A 13,724-nucleotide genomic window follows, 5' to 3' on the forward strand; every position below is an offset into this window, starting at 1 on the left:
ATTATCGGCCCTGCAGCAGCGGCTCGGCCTGGGCGCAGTGGTCCAGCATGTCGACCAGCGCGCGCACGCGGGCCGGCAGCTGCCGCTGCTGCGGCCAGACGGCGTAGATGGGGTTGGCGTCGGCCTGCCACTGGCGCAGCACTCGCACCAGCGCGCCCGAGCGCAAGGGCTCGTCGCCCACCCACAGCGGGCACCACAGCAGCCCCTGGCCCGCCTGCGCCAGCTCGATCGCCAGCGCCACGTCGTTGACAACGCAGCGCCGCGTCGGCGGCACGGTGAATTCGAGGCTTTCGCCGCTGGACACATGGCGGATCCGCACCGAATGCAAGGGGTCGGACACGATCCAGGCGTGCGGGTCGAGCTCGTCCGGGTGCGCGGGCTCGCCCATGCGCGCCAGGTAGTCGGGCGAGGCGACCAGGCCGATCGCCGTCATCCCCAGGCGGCGCAGCGCCAGGTTCGAGTCCGGCTGCTCGCCTATGCGGATCGCCAGGTCGGCGCCCTGCTCGTACACGTCCTCGCGCACGTTGGACAGCCGCAGGTCCAGGCGCACGCCGGGGTAGCGCGTGAGGAAGTCGCCCCACACCTGCTTGAGCAGGCCCTTGGCCAGGTTCATCGGCGCCAGCACGCGCACCAGGCCCTGCACCTCGGTCAGCGTGGCCTCCAGGCTTTGCGTGGCCTGCTGCAGCGACTGCAGCAGCGGGCTGCAGCGCTCGTAATAGGCCAGGCCCTCGGGCGTGGGCTGCAGGCGGCGGGCGCTGCGGTGCAGCAATTGGCAGTTCAGCTGGCGCTCCAGTTGCTGCAATCTGCGCGTGACGGTGGCCGCCGGCAGTTGCAGGCGCCGGGCCGCGGCGCTGAGGCTGCCGCACTCCACGATCACGGCAAACAGGGCCAAATCATCGAGCATGATTTCAAAAATGGAATTTAAGAATCTTATTTCTCATATTTTCTCATTTTTGATATGTGTATACACTATGGTTTTTACTGGTTATCTGTGCAATTCAATATGTCCCCCGCTCTGCAACAACGGTTGCTCGTGTCCTCCATCATGTCCATCACGCTCTCGACACTGATGACGGCCTGGGTGATCTGGCTGAACGTGGGCTTCACCGCGGACTTCCTCTCCCGCTGGCAGCATGCGTTCCTCATGTCCTGGCCCGCAGCCTTCACCATCGTGATGCTGATCGGCCCCTCGGTGCAGCGCCTGGCCCAGTGGCTGCTGACGCGCAGCGGCAGCCTGCCCGCCACCGGCCACAAGGCCGCCTGAAGCCCTAAAGCAACTCCAGCTCCGCCAGCACTTCGCGCCAGCCGGCGAGCTTGCGCTCGAAACTCCACGAGGCATTCGCCGGGCTGGTCGATGGCACGCGCCACACCGGCAGGCCCAACACGGCGCGCACCGCCTTGGCGTGGCGAAAGCTCTCGCCGCCGTTGTGCAGCGCGCCGCGCAGCTGCGGGCTGTGCGCCTTCAGCGCCGCAAAGTCGTTGAGCACGGCGTTGCGGATATTGCTGTCCAGGCTGCCTTCGCGCTCGCAGCTCGCGTACACATCCCACAAGCCCAGGCCGCGGTCCAGCAGCCAGGCGCAGCGGCCGGCGTAGTCGGCCGGCTGCGGGTGCTGCGGCCACAGCGCGGCCAGCAGCGGCCAGAAGTGGTTGCGCGGATAGGCGTAGTACTGCCGCTGCGCCAGCGACATGCCGCCCGGAAAGCTGCCCAGCACCAGCGCGCGCGTGCCCGCGCCCACTACCGGCGGCAGGCCCTGCAGCATTTCAGCGGCCATCGAGCAGCGCCCCCAATCGCGGCAGCACGCGGCAGGCATTGGCCGTGGTCTGCCGCCGCCAGCCGTCCAGATCGACGCGCCGCAGCTGCGCCAGTTCGGCGGCGATGCGCGGCAGCTCGGCCGGTGTGTTGCGGCCCTGCGCTGCGCCCTGGGCGCGCTGTTCGGCCGTGGTGTAGAGCCAGTGCGGCGGGATGTCGGGCGCGTCGGTCTCCATCACGATGCTGTCGGCCGGCAGGTCCTGCGCCAGCCGGCGCAGGTGCAGCGCACGGTCGTAGGTGAGCGCGCCGCCGAAGCCCAGCGCAAAGCCCTGGTCCACGAAGTGCGCTGCCTGCTGCGCGCTGCCGTTGAAGGCATGGGCGATGCCGCCGATGGCGGGGCGCGCGCGCAGCGCCTTCAGCAGCTGGTCGCTGGACTTACGCACGTGCAGCAACACCGGCAGCCCGTGGCGCCGGGCGAGGCCCAGCTGCTGTTCGTAGAACCAGGTCTGCCGCTCGGCATCGAGCCCCGGCACGAAGAAGTCCAGCCCGATCTCGCCCACGGCTACCAGGCGTGGGTCGTCATGGCACTCGTGCAGCAGCGCGTCGAGCGCGGCAATGTCGTCCTCGTGCGCACGGCCGGTGTACAGCGGGTGGATGCCCAGCGCATAGCTGTCGCCAAAGCGCTGGGCCAGCTCGCGCACCGTCTGCCAGTTGCCGCGCTCCACCGCCGGGATCACGCAGTGCCCCACGCCCACGGCGCGCGCCTGCTCGCGCAGCGCGTCGCGGTCGGCGTCAAGCTCGGGGGCGTCCCAGTGGCAGTGGGTGTCTATCCACATCGCTTTTCAAAAACAGGAGCTGGCAGCGCTTTTCACATCTTATTTTTCAGATGATTTCATACTGAAACCCATGAATGGCAAGCGCTAGCAGCTATCAAATTCAATCACTCCACCAGGCGGCCCTGGTCCATGCGCAGCATGCGGTCGCAGCGCTGGGCCAGGCCTTCGTCGTGGGTGACGACGACAAAGGCCGTGCCCTGCTCGCGGGCCAGGCGCATCATCAGCGCGAACACGCCGTCGGCGGTGGCGCGATCGAGGTTGCCGGTGGGCTCGTCGGCCAGCACGCAGGCGGGCTGCGTCACCAGTGCGCGCGCAATCGCCACGCGCTGGCGCTCGCCGCCCGACAGCTCGGCCGGCCGGTGCTGCACGCGGCTTTCCAGCCCCACGGCGGCCAGCATGGCGCGTGCCTGCTCCTGGCACTGCGCATAGGGCATCCGGCGGATGCGCAGCGGCATGGCCACGTTGTCCAGTGCGCTGAACTCGGGCAGCAGGTGGTGGAACTGGTAGATGAAGCCCAGATACCGGTTGCGCAGGTCGCCCTGGCGCGCGGGGCTGAGCCGGTTCATCTCCAGGTCCTGCAGCCAGACACTGCCGGCCGTGGGCGCATCGAGCCCGCCCAGCAAGTGCAGCAGCGTGCTCTTGCCCGAGCCCGAGGCGCCGACGATGGCCAGCGTCTCGCCCGCGTGCACCTGCAGCGAGATGCCCTTGAGCACCTCGACGTCGAGCCGCCCCTCGGTGAAGCGCTTGGTCAGGCCCTGGGCCCGCAGAACAACGGTCGAATCACTCATAGCGCAGGGCTTCCGCAGGGTTCACTCGGCTGGCGCGCCAGCTCGGATACAGCGTGGCCACGAAGGACAGGATCAGCGAGATGACGATCACCGGCGCGATGTCGCTGCTCTGCGGATCGCTGGGCATCTTGCTGATGAGGTAGATGTCCTTGGGCAGGAAGGTGGTGTGCAGCAGCTGCTCGATAGCCGGCACGATCACGTCGATGTTGCAAGCAATGAGCAGGCCCAGCAACAGGCCGCCGAAGGTGCCGATCACGCCCACCATCGCGCCCTGCACCATGAACACGCCCATGATGCTCTTGGGGCTGGCGCCCAGCGTGCGCAGGATGGCGATGTCGGCGCGCTTGTCGGTCACCGTCATCACCAGCGTCGAGACCAGGTTGAAGGCCGCCACCGCCACGATCAGCGTGAGGATGATGAACATCATGCGTTTCTCGACCTGCACCGCGGCGAACCAGGTCTTGTTCTGCTGCGTCCAGTCGCGGATCAGCAGGTCGCCGCTGAGCGTGCGTGCCAGTTGCTGCGCCACCTCGGGTGCCTGGTGCAGGTCCTTGAGCTTGAGGCGGATGCCGGTGGGCCCGCCCAGGTGGAAGAGGCGCGCCGCGTCCTCGTGGTGCATCAGCACCAGGGTGGAGTCGTACTCGTAGTGGCCGGAGTTGAACACGCCCGCCACGTTCATCTGCTTGAGGCGCGGCACGATGCCGGCGGGCGTGACCTGGCCGCTCGGCGCGATCAGCGTCACCTGGTCGCCCTTTTGCACGCCCAGCAGGCGCGCCAGCTCGCTGCCCAGCACCACGTTGAAGCTGCCCGGCGTGAGCGCCTGCAGGCTGCTCGCGGCTAGGCCGGTGGCCATGTCGGTCACCTCGGGCTCCAGCGCCGGGTCGATGCCGCGCAAGAGCGCGCCGCGCATATCCTCGCCGCGCGCCACCAGCGCCTGGGCCGCCACGAAGGGCGCGGCGCCCACCACGTTGGGGTTGGCGCGCGCCTCGCGCATGGTGCGCGCCGGGTCGGGCAGCGCCTCGCCGGTGGGCGTGAAGATCTCGACGTGCGAGACCACGCTGAGCATGCGGTCGCGCACTTCCTTCTGGAAGCCGTTCATCACCGACAGCACCACGATCAGCGCCGCCACCCCGAGCGCGATGCCCAGCATGGACACGCCCGAGATGAACGAGATGAAGCCATTGCGCCGCGTGGCCCGCCCCGCCCGGGTGTAGCGCCAGCCCAGGGCCAGTTCGTAGGGAATCTGCATAGCCCCGCATTGTGGCATCCCCGACAATAGCCGCATGCCGGAATTCGCCCATTTCATCGTTCCCTATGCCAACGCCCCAGATCCCGGCCTAGCCGGCCTTGCCACCCTCACGCTGCCCCGGCTCGGCCAGGCGCTGAAAACCCTTTCCACCACCGATACCGACCGCGGCGACGAGCAGCAGTTCGCCCCGCCGCACGAGCACGCCCTGGCCCGCGCGCTGGGCCTGCCCGCCACGGCCACGCCCTGGGCCGCGCTTCAGCAACAGCCCCAGCCCGGCAACGACGCCTGGGCCTTCATCACCCCCTGCCACTGGCGCATAGGCGCCGACCAGGTGCGCATGGACGACCCGGCGCAGCTGCAGCTCTCGGCCGCCGAATCGGACGAGCTGCTGGCGCTGCTCGCGCCCTGGTTCGCCGAGGACGGCATGGAGCTGCAGCCCGGCGGCTCTGGCCGCTGGCTGGCGCGTGGCGAGCCCTTCCGCGGGCTGGACTGCGCCTCGCTCGACCGCGCCATCGGCCGCGACGTGCGCCTGTGGCTGCCCGAGGTGACCCAGGCCAGGCTGCTGCAGCGCCTGCAAAGCGAGATGCAGATGCTGCTCTACACCCACCCGTTCACCGAGCGCCGCGCCGAGCGTGGCCTGCCGCCGGTCAACGCCTTCTGGGTGCATGGCGCTGGCGCCCTGCCCGCGGGCTACCAGCCGCCGGCCAACCGACCTCAAGTGCTGGACGCGCTGCGCGCCCCCGCGCTGGCCAGCGACTGGGCCGCCTGGCGCAGCGCTTGGCAGCAGCTCGACGCCACCGGCCTCGCGCCGCTGTGGGAGGCGCTGGCCGCCGGCCGCCCCGCGCGGCTGACCCTGTGCGGCGAACGCCATGCCGTGACGCTGGACAATACCGCCCAGCCGCTGTGGACCCGCATCAAGAACCAATTCAAGCCGCAGCGCGCTACCGATCTGCTGCAAACGCTATGAAAATCATTGCAAGAGATATTCCACCCCGCACCGCCTGGGCGCTGGAGCAGGCCGGCATCCACCCGCTGCTCGCACGCCTGTTCGCCGCCCGCGGCGTGCAGGCCAAGGAGGAGCTGGACGACGCCCTCGCCCAGCTGCTGCCGCCCTCGGGCCTGGCCGGCGTGCAGGAGGCCGCCCGCCTGCTGGCCGATGCCATCGCCGCCCAGCGCCGCCTCGTCATCGTGGCCGACTACGACTGCGACGGCGCCACCGCCTGTGCCGTGGCCGTGCGCGGCCTGCGCATGCTGGGCTCCACCCAGGTGGGCTACCTGGTACCGGATCGTGTGGTCGACGGCTACGGCCTCACCGCCACCATCGCCGAGCGCGTGCATGCCCAGGGCGCCGACGTGCTCATCACCGTGGACAACGGTATCGCCAGCGTGGCCGGCGTCGAGCGGGCGCGCGAGCTGGGGCTCACCGTCATCGTCACCGACCACCACCTGCCCGGCCCCGAGCTGCCGGCGGCGCACGCCATCGTCAACCCCAACCAGCCGGGCTGCGGCTTCGAGAGCAAGTCCATCGCCGGCGTGGGCGTGATGTTCTACACGCTGCTGGCGCTGCGCGGCGAGCTACGCCAGCGCGGCGCCTACGACCAGCTGCCGCAGCCGCGCCTCGACGCGCTGCTACCGCTGGTGGCGCTGGGCACCGTGGCCGACGTGGTGCGGCTCGACGCCAACAACCGCCGCCTGGTGGCCCAGGGCCTGCGCCGCATCCGCGCCGGCCACCTGCCGCCGGGCCTGGGCGCGCTGTTCTCGGCCGCCGGCCGGCGCGCCACGGTGGCCACCACCTTCGACATGGGCTTTGCGCTGGGCCCACGCATCAACGCCGCCGGCCGCCTGGCCGACATGACCATCGGCATCGAGTGCCTGCTGACCGACGACGCGCTGCGCGCCGACGAGCTGGCACGCCAGCTCGACGCCATCAACCGCGAGCGGCGCGACATCGAGAGCGGCATGCGCGAGCACGCCATGCTGCTAGCCGAGGACCTGTTCGAGCCCGGCAGCGAGCCGCCGCCGGCCGTGAGCGTGTTCGACGCCGACTTCCACGAAGGCGTGGTCGGCATCGTCGCCTCGCGCATCAAGGACAAGCTGCACCGCCCCTGCTTCGTCTTCGCCGCCAGCGGCGCGCCCGGCCATGAGCACGAGCTCAAGGGCTCGGGCCGCTCCATTGCAGGCTTTCACCTGCGCGACGCGCTCGACCTGGTGGCCAAGCGCCATCCGGGCGTGCTGCTCAAGTTCGGCGGCCACGCGATGGCGGCCGGCTGCACCATCGCCGAGGCGCATTTCGAAGTCTTCGAGCAGGCGCTGTCCCAGGTGGCGCAGGAATGGCTGGACGAGCGCACCCTCACCCGCCAGCTCGAAACCGACGGCCCGCTGCCCGTGCAGTACCGCCACACCGACACGGTGGAGGCCCTGAACCAGCAGGTCTGGGGCCAGGGCTTTGCGCCGCCCACCTTCAGCGAGGAGATGGAGGTCGTCTCGCAGCGCCTCGTCGGCCAGGGCGACAAGCACCTGTCGCTCAAGCTGCGCCACCACGGCGAGCTGGTGGACGCGATCTGGTTCGGCCACACCGAGCCGCTGCCAGCGCGCGTGCTGCTGGCCTACCGCCTCGACATCAACGAGTGGCAGGGCCAGCGCAAGGTGCAGTTCCTGGTAGAAGGCGCGCAGGGCTTGTAGATTTTGGTAAAAACAGGCTGTAGCGCTTATCCATCAAGCGCTAGCAGCTATTATTTCAGGAGCTAAACCAGCAAGCCGCTCTGGCGCAGCTGCGCCGCCAGCCCTTCGGCGAAGCGGCGGTAGCCCTCGGCGTTGGCGTGGATCTGGTCGGAGCGCAGGCTGGCGTCCGACAGCACGGCCGACCAGCCGCCCGCGTGCAGCGGCAGCTTCAGCTCGCCGGCCAGCTCGGCATAGAGCGGGTGGTCGCTGAGCCGCCCGGTGGTGGCCGCGAGCAGCGAGAACTGCGGCACCGCCACCAGCAGCGCCTGGGCGCCGCTGTCCGTCGCCGCGCGGCAGATGGCGCGGATGTTGTCCTTGGCGTCCGCCGCGCTCATCTGGCGCAGGAAGTCGTTGCCGCCAATGCCCACGATGACCAGCGCGGGCCGGTGCTCCTGCAGCAGGGCCGGCAGCCGCGCCAGCGCCTGGGCCGTGGTGTTGCCCGAGACGCCGCCGTTCACCACCTGCCAGCCGGTCAGCTCCTGCAGCACCGCCGGGTAGGCGGCATCCGCCGCGGCGCCGACGCCGGAGGTCAGCGAATCGCCCAGCGCCAGCACGGCGGCGCCCGACGCCACTGCCCGGGCCTGGGGCGCCTTCTTGCCGCAAGCCGGCAGCAGGGCCGCCGCGCCCAGGGCTGCCAGCAGGCGCCGGCGCGGCAGGCCGTGCGTTGGTTTCATGGAAGCGAGGCAGCCCACGGCGCTACTGCACCAGCTTGGGCGCCGGCGGGTCGTTGCCCGGCTCGGTGAACAGGTGCGCCGCATCCACCGCGTCGTAGCGGTACTGCTGGCCGCAGTATTCGCAGCCCACCTCGATCACGCCCTGCTCTTCAAGAATGCTCTCGGCCTCGTCGCGGCCCAGGTTGCGCAGCATGTTGCTCACGCGCTCGCGGCTGCAGGTGCAGGCGAAGTGCGGTCCGCCCTCGCCGTCCTCGGGCACGAAGCGCAGCAGCTTCTCTTCCCAGAACAGGCGGCGCAGGATGGTTTCCACGTCCAGGCCCAGCAGTTCCTGCGGCGTGAGGCTGGCGGCCAGGTGCGCGAGGCGGTTGTAGTCCTCGTTGAAGTCCATGGCGTCGGCGTGCTCGACCGACAGGTCGCCGCGCGCCAGGTTGGCCTCGCCCTTCATGGGCATGCGCTGCAGTATCAGGCCGGCGGCCACCTGGTCGTCGGCGGCCAGCACCAGCACGGCGTCGAGCTGCTCGGACTGGCGCATGTACTGCTGCAGCACCTGGGCCAGGCTGTCCATCTTGCGCCCCTGCGCGTCCGACAGCGGCACCACGCCCTGGTAGGGCTGCTGGCCCGGCAGCTTGTCCTTGGGGTCCAGCGTGATGGCGCAGCGCCCGCCGCCATGCGCGTTCAGCATGGAGGACAGGCGGGCGTCCTCGGCCACCTCGCCCACCACCGTGGCGGTGACGCGCAGGCCCAGGCTGGACTGCACCTCGGCCACGGCCAGCTTGACCGGCCCGTCGCCGAACACCTGAAAGATCAGCGAGCCGTTGAACTTGATGTTCGACTGCATCAGCACGCTGGCTGCCGCCATCTGGCCCAGCAGCTCGCGCACCGGCTCGGGGTAGGGGCCGGACGCGGTGTTGTTCGCGCGGCGGCGCAAAATCTCCTGCCATGCATCGGTCAGGCGCACGATCGCGCCCCGCACGGGCAAGCCTTCAAAGAGAAACTTGTGTAATTCGGACACTATTGCCTTCAATCCATCTTTTTCAACGTGGTGCGGAATCGCCGGGCGTTGGCCACGTAGCCCGCGGCGCTGCGCTGCAGGCCGGCGATCTGCTCCTCGGTCAACGGACGCACGAGCTTGGCTGGCGAGCCCATGATCATGCTGCCATCGGGAAACTCCTTATTTTCGGTCACCAGCGAACCTGCGCCAACAATGCAGTTTTTGCCGATTTTCGCGCCGTTGAGCACCACCGCGCCAATGCCGACCAGCGATCCGTCGCCGATCGTGCAGCCGTGCAGCATCACCATGTGGCCGATGGTCACGTTCTCGCCCAGGGTCAGCGGCTTGCCCAGGTCGGTGTGCAGCACGCTGCCGTCCTGCACGTTCGAGCCGCGGCCGATAGCTATCAGCTCGTTGTCGCCGCGCACCACCGCGCCGAACCAGACGCTGGCGTCCTCCGCCAGGCGCACGTTGCCCATGACCTGGGCGCTGTCCGCGACCCAAGCCGAATCCGCGATCTGCGGTGCCACACCATTCAATTCGTACCTTGCCATGCCGTCTCCGTGGGGTTGTCCTGCATCCAATTCCATGCAGCTGCGCAACCTAGAATTGTAGAGATGGAGTTACGTCAACAAGCGCTTGCCGCGCTGCGCCTGAGCGATCCCGAGGCCAAATCCCAGATGGCGCTCGACCTGTATGCGCAAAGCGCTCACTTAAACATAGCAACCGACATGGAATTGCCGGTGCCGCCGCCCGCCTCGCTGCCCGGCCATCCCGAGCGGCCCGAGCTCAAGGCCCACACCGAGGTGGCGCGCCGCTCGCCGGCGACGCTGCCGGGCCGCGCCGCGCTGCTGCACGCCATCGCGCACATCGAGTTCAATGCCATCAACCTGGCGCTGGACGCGATCTGGCGCTTTGCCGGCATGCCCGAGGCCTACTACCGCGACTGGCTGCAGGTGGCAGGCGAGGAGGCCAAGCACTTCCGCCTGCTGCGCACCCACCTGCAGACGATGGGCTACGACTACGGCGACTTTCCCGCCCACCAGGGCCTGTGGACCATGTGCGAGCGCACCGCGCACGACATCGTCGCCCGCATGGCGCTGGTGCCGCGCACGCTCGAGGCGCGCGGGCTGGACGCCACGCCGCTGATCCAGGCCAAACTGCACCAGGTCGGCACCGACGACGCGCTGGCGGCCATCGCCATCCTGGATATCATCCTGCGCGAGGAGGTCGGCCACGTGGCCATCGGCAACCGCTGGTACCGCCACCTGTGCGACCGGCAGGGCCTGGACGCCGAGGCGCACTACGCCGAGCTGGTGCTGCGCCACCAGGCGCCGCGGCCCCGGCCGCCCTTCAACACCCAGGCGCGCCGGGCGGCCGGTTTCACCGAAACCGAGCTGCGCTGGCTGCAGGAATAGACAATAGCTGACAAAAGTTTCCTTTCGCACACCCAGATACTGCGGTGGTTGATAACAAGATCAAAGGGATTTCGGGCAGCATCCGGTTGCCGGCAGCTTCCAGCCCGCGCCAGCCCCTCTCGCAAGCAACATGACCATGATGACAGCCGTAGGAAACCCCAGCATGCTGCAGACCATGCCCATTGCGCGGCAGGCCATCATGCAGGCCGATGGCGGCATCGTGGGCTACGAGCTGTTCAACCGCTCGCGCCCGGGCAACGGCCACACGCTGGACTCCGACGTGGCGCTGGCCTTCACCGTGCTCTCGCACGTCGAGCCCGACGTGCTCGTCGGCAAGCACCTGCTGTTCCTCAACTGCACCCACGAAACCCTGGCCGGCGAGCACCTGGCGCTGCTGCCCATCCGCCAGGTGGTGCTCGAGATCCCCTCGCTGGGCCATGCGGCCGGCCACGAGGTGCAGACCCGCCTGCCGGTGCTGCAGGCGCTGCGCCAGCGGGGCTTCCGGCTGGCCTTCGACCATTTCGTGCTGGACGGCGCCTACGCCCCCTGGCTGCCGCTGGCCGACTTCATCAAGATCGACCTGTCGGTGCTGACGCCGGACCGGGCCGTGCTGCTGATGCAGTACGCGCGGCGCCGCTCGGCCGCGACCCTGGTCGCCGACAAGATAGAGACCGCCGCCCAGCTCCGGCTGGCGCGCGAGCACCATGCCGACCTGCTCCAGGGCTTTGCCGTGGCGAGGCCCACCGTGGGCTCGGCCCGTATCCTGGTGCCCACGCTGGCGCAGGTGCGCCAGCTCGCGGCCCGGCCCGCCGGGCCTGCGCTGGCGGCCTATGTCGAGCGCCATGCCGTGCCGGCCTACAACCTGATGCGGCTGATGCGCTCGCTGCACCTCGATGCCGCCCACCAGTGCCTGGCGATCGACGAGATGCTGCAGACCCTGGGGCCGCAGCAGCTCGGCCGCTGGGCCAACATGATGCGCTCCGTCACCCATGCGCGCATCCCCCAGGGCCTGCTCGACCGCCAGGCCGCCGTGCAGGCCCGCTACACCGCCGAGCAGTCGGACGCCGACGGCCAGCCCATCGCCTTCGTGGTGGCCCTGGCTGCGGCGCTGATCCACGAATCCCAGGCCATCTCGGCCCTGCACCTGCCCGTGCTGGTGCAGCAGGCGCTGTACGAGCAGGCCGGCCCGCTGGCGGCCTACCTGCAGCAAGCCCGAGCCACCGAAGCCTGGCGGACCGGTCCGGCGGGCCAGGCCCTGCCGCCACCGCACCTGGCCCGCTGGCAGGCGGCCGAGCAGTGGGCCAACGCGGCCTGACGCGCTGCTACCCAACGCTATCGCCAGCGCGGACACCACAGCCCAAGCGCCGGGCACACTGTTAACTATGTTGAGGTCCATCGGGCAACCGCGAATGAACAACGCCGCATTTGATAGCTTTTACTGATTGATTTGAAAAAATCCAGGGAACTCTACGATACCTTCCGCTCCGTTTGCCGTAGCGCCCAACGCCACGGCCTGTCACCTTCTGGAGCGATTCATGTATCCCATCCCCTGGAGAAGCCCCGTGCTGCGCCTCACAGCCCTGGCCAGCGCGACAGCAGCGGCCGCGCCCGCCTGGGCGCAAGAGGCCATGTGCCAGATATCGCTGGGCTATGGCCCCCTGGTCACTTCGCCACCACCTGCGCCGTCACCCGTGCCCGGCATGGGCATGGTGGCCATCGGCCTGCTGACCGCCACCGTCGGCGTGGTGGCCTGGCACAAGAGCCGTGCCGCCGGCCGCAACGGCCGCCAGTTCCTCTCGGCCGCGCTGCTCGCATCGGCCGGGCTGCTGCTGGCCCATGGCAGCGACAGCCTGGCCCAGGCCGCACGCGCCTACGAGCTGAGCGACCCCAAGGGCGGCACGCTGGCTTACAACGACATTCCTGCTGCCGACCCGGCGCCGCTGATCACCGTCACCAACACCAGCGGCGTGCGCCTGCGCATCACCAGCAATGACAATGCGGCCGAGACCGGTAGCTGCACGGTGGATGCCGAGCTGGCACCCAACGGCACCTGCACCACGCAGGCCGTCTGCCCGCCGCCACCGGTTGCGCCGCCGCCTCCTGCTGCCGAACCACCACCTCCTCCTCCACCACCACCGCAAAGCATCACGGTCACCAGCGACCCCGAGGTGGCCTGCGACACCAGCCAGGCGCTGTACACGGTGGAATGGCAGAGCAGCGACGGTTTGTCGGGCTCGTCGTACTCGGTCTATGGGCCCGTCATCAGCAAGCAGCCGGTGTTCGACCCAGACAGCCCGCCGCCCGATGTCGGCATCGCCTACCCCGAGCGGCTGCGCCTGACGCTGGATGCCAACGGCCGGGCGCAGAACCTGGCCGAGGCGACCGCCTATACGGCCACGGTGACCGCCACGGCCCCCGAAGGCCGTGGCTTCGGCGATCCGCCGCAGCCCACTACCGACTGGCGCTTCAGTTTTGCCGGCGATTCCGAAAACAGCGGAGGTGGCGGTGGTGGCGGGGGCGGAGGCGGAAGTGGTGGAGGCGGAGAGAACGGCGCCTGCTACAGCACCACCCGCTACGAATCCCTGTAAACCCCAAGGGCACCTCCCGCTCCGATGCGGGGCCGGTGCCATTCGTCTTTGCCAAGGAGACCTCTATGCGTTCCCCCTCGTCGAGCCAATCCGCGCTGCGCCTGTCGGCCCTGGCCAGCGCGGCAGCAACGGCCGCACCTGCCTGGGCCCAAGAGGCCATGTGCCAGATATCACTGGGTTATGGCCCCATGGTCACTTCGCCCCCACCCGCGCCGTCGCCGGTGCCCGGTATGGGCCTGGTGGGCCTCGGCCTACTGACCGCCACGGTCAGCATCATTGCCTGGCACAAGAGCCGCGCCGCAGGGCGCAATGGCCGCCAGTTCCTCTCGGCCGCGCTGCTGGCATCGGCCGGGCTGCTGCTGGCCCATGGCAGCGACAGCCTGGCCCAGGCCGCTCGCACCTACGACCTGAGCAATCCACAGGGCGGCACGCTGGCCTTCAACGATATTCCTGCTACCGACCCGGCGCCGATGATCACGGCGACCAACACCAGTGGCGTGCGCCTGCGCATCACCAGCAATGGCAATGCCGCCGATACCGGCACCTGCACCGTGGATACCGAACTCGCGCCGGACGCCACCTGCACCACGCAGGCCGTCTGCCCGCCGCCACCGGTCGCGCCGCCGCCCCCTCCTGCCGAACCACCACCACCACCACCACCACCACCACCACCACCACCTCCGCCGCCACCGCCACCGCCACCGCCACC

15 protein-coding genes are annotated in these 13,724 nt (G+C 69.5%); 7 read left to right on the forward strand and 8 right to left on the reverse strand.

The features are described from left to right. Position 1 precedes the first annotated feature (1 nt). Entirely contained in the window at positions 2–904 is a 903-nt protein-coding gene (locus ACYVKR_RS14855) for a LysR family transcriptional regulator (protein WP_460481695.1), read from the reverse strand. 99 nt (positions 905–1,003) lie between these two features. Here ACYVKR_RS14855 and ACYVKR_RS14860 point away from each other — a divergent pair, with 99 nt between their 5' ends. Continuing rightward, positions 1,004–1,264 carry a DUF2798 domain-containing protein gene (locus ACYVKR_RS14860; protein ID WP_460481696.1) on the forward strand — a complete coding sequence of 87 codons (261 nt, stop codon included), beginning with the start codon at positions 1,004–1,006 and terminating at the stop codon, positions 1,262–1,264. Positions 1,265–1,268: 4 nt separating this feature from the next. On the opposite strand, the gene ACYVKR_RS14865 is transcribed toward ACYVKR_RS14860, so the two are convergent. From ACYVKR_RS14865 to ACYVKR_RS14880, 4 genes are all read right to left on the reverse strand, one after another. Then, positions 1,269–1,772 (reverse strand): DNA-deoxyinosine glycosylase, encoded by a 504-nt coding sequence (locus ACYVKR_RS14865; RefSeq protein WP_460481697.1) that lies wholly within the window; start codon positions 1,770–1,772, stop codon positions 1,269–1,271. Beyond that, positions 1,762–2,586 (reverse strand): TatD family hydrolase, encoded by an 825-nt coding sequence (locus ACYVKR_RS14870; RefSeq protein WP_460481698.1) that lies wholly within the window; start codon positions 2,584–2,586, stop codon positions 1,762–1,764. The genes ACYVKR_RS14865 and ACYVKR_RS14870 overlap by 11 nt, the downstream gene beginning before the upstream one ends. 104 nt (positions 2,587–2,690) lie before the next feature. Next, positions 2,691–3,374: an ABC transporter ATP-binding protein gene (gene lolD / locus ACYVKR_RS14875; RefSeq protein ID WP_460481699.1), complete on the reverse strand. Its 684-nt coding sequence runs from the start codon at positions 3,372–3,374 to the stop codon at positions 2,691–2,693. Next, entirely contained in the window at positions 3,367–4,623 is a 1,257-nt protein-coding gene (locus ACYVKR_RS14880) for an ABC transporter permease (protein WP_460481700.1), read from the reverse strand. Before ACYVKR_RS14880 ends, lolD begins: the two co-directional genes overlap by 8 nt. Before the next feature lie 34 nt (positions 4,624–4,657). Here ACYVKR_RS14880 and ACYVKR_RS14885 point away from each other — a divergent pair, with 34 nt between their 5' ends. Beyond that, positions 4,658–5,590: a phosphoglycerate mutase gene (locus ACYVKR_RS14885; RefSeq protein ID WP_460481701.1), complete on the forward strand. Its 933-nt coding sequence runs from the start codon at positions 4,658–4,660 to the stop codon at positions 5,588–5,590. Next, the gene (gene recJ / locus ACYVKR_RS14890) at positions 5,587–7,305 is read left to right on the forward strand and encodes a single-stranded-DNA-specific exonuclease RecJ (protein ID WP_460481702.1); all 1,719 of its coding nucleotides are present in this window, start codon (positions 5,587–5,589) and stop codon (positions 7,303–7,305) included. Before ACYVKR_RS14885 ends, recJ begins: the two co-directional genes overlap by 4 nt. Positions 7,306–7,367: 62 nt before the next feature. Here the strand turns inward: recJ and ACYVKR_RS14895 are convergent, their stop codons facing one another. The 3 genes from ACYVKR_RS14895 to ACYVKR_RS14905 are packed head-to-tail and all read right to left on the reverse strand — an operon-like array spanning position 7,368 to position 9,563. Then, positions 7,368–8,018 (reverse strand): SGNH/GDSL hydrolase family protein, encoded by a 651-nt coding sequence (locus tag ACYVKR_RS14895; protein ID WP_460481703.1) that lies wholly within the window; start codon positions 8,016–8,018, stop codon positions 7,368–7,370. A 22-nt stretch (positions 8,019–8,040) separates the two neighbouring features. Continuing rightward, positions 8,041–9,030 carry an Hsp33 family molecular chaperone HslO gene (hslO, locus tag ACYVKR_RS14900; RefSeq protein ID WP_460481704.1) on the reverse strand — a complete coding sequence of 330 codons (990 nt, stop codon included), beginning with the start codon at positions 9,028–9,030 and terminating at the stop codon, positions 8,041–8,043. Positions 9,031–9,038: 8 nt separating this feature from the next. Beyond that, the gene (locus tag ACYVKR_RS14905) at positions 9,039–9,563 is read right to left on the reverse strand and encodes a gamma carbonic anhydrase family protein (RefSeq protein ID WP_460481705.1); all 525 of its coding nucleotides are present in this window, start codon (positions 9,561–9,563) and stop codon (positions 9,039–9,041) included. 63 nt (positions 9,564–9,626) lie between these two features. Here ACYVKR_RS14905 and ACYVKR_RS14910 point away from each other — a divergent pair, with 63 nt between their 5' ends. The 4 genes from ACYVKR_RS14910 to ACYVKR_RS14925 all read left to right on the forward strand — a co-directional run. Further along, on the forward strand, positions 9,627–10,427 hold the full coding sequence (locus ACYVKR_RS14910) for a ferritin-like domain-containing protein (protein ID WP_460481706.1): 801 nt from the start codon (positions 9,627–9,629) through the stop codon (positions 10,425–10,427). A 163-nt stretch (positions 10,428–10,590) separates the two neighbouring features. Next, positions 10,591–11,742, forward strand: coding sequence for an EAL and HDOD domain-containing protein (locus tag ACYVKR_RS14915; RefSeq protein ID WP_460481707.1), 1,152 nt, complete (start codon positions 10,591–10,593; stop codon positions 11,740–11,742). A 220-nt stretch (positions 11,743–11,962) separates the two neighbouring features. Further along, positions 11,963–13,015, forward strand: coding sequence for a midcut-by-XrtH protein (locus ACYVKR_RS14920; RefSeq protein WP_460481708.1), 1,053 nt, complete (start codon positions 11,963–11,965; stop codon positions 13,013–13,015). Between the two features lie 65 nt (positions 13,016–13,080). Further along, positions 13,081–13,724, forward strand: a 644-nt coding sequence (locus ACYVKR_RS14925; protein WP_460481709.1) for a midcut-by-XrtH protein, incomplete at its 3' end; no start/stop codon positions are given.

The sequence above is a fragment of the Comamonas humi genome, assembly GCF_054782535.1.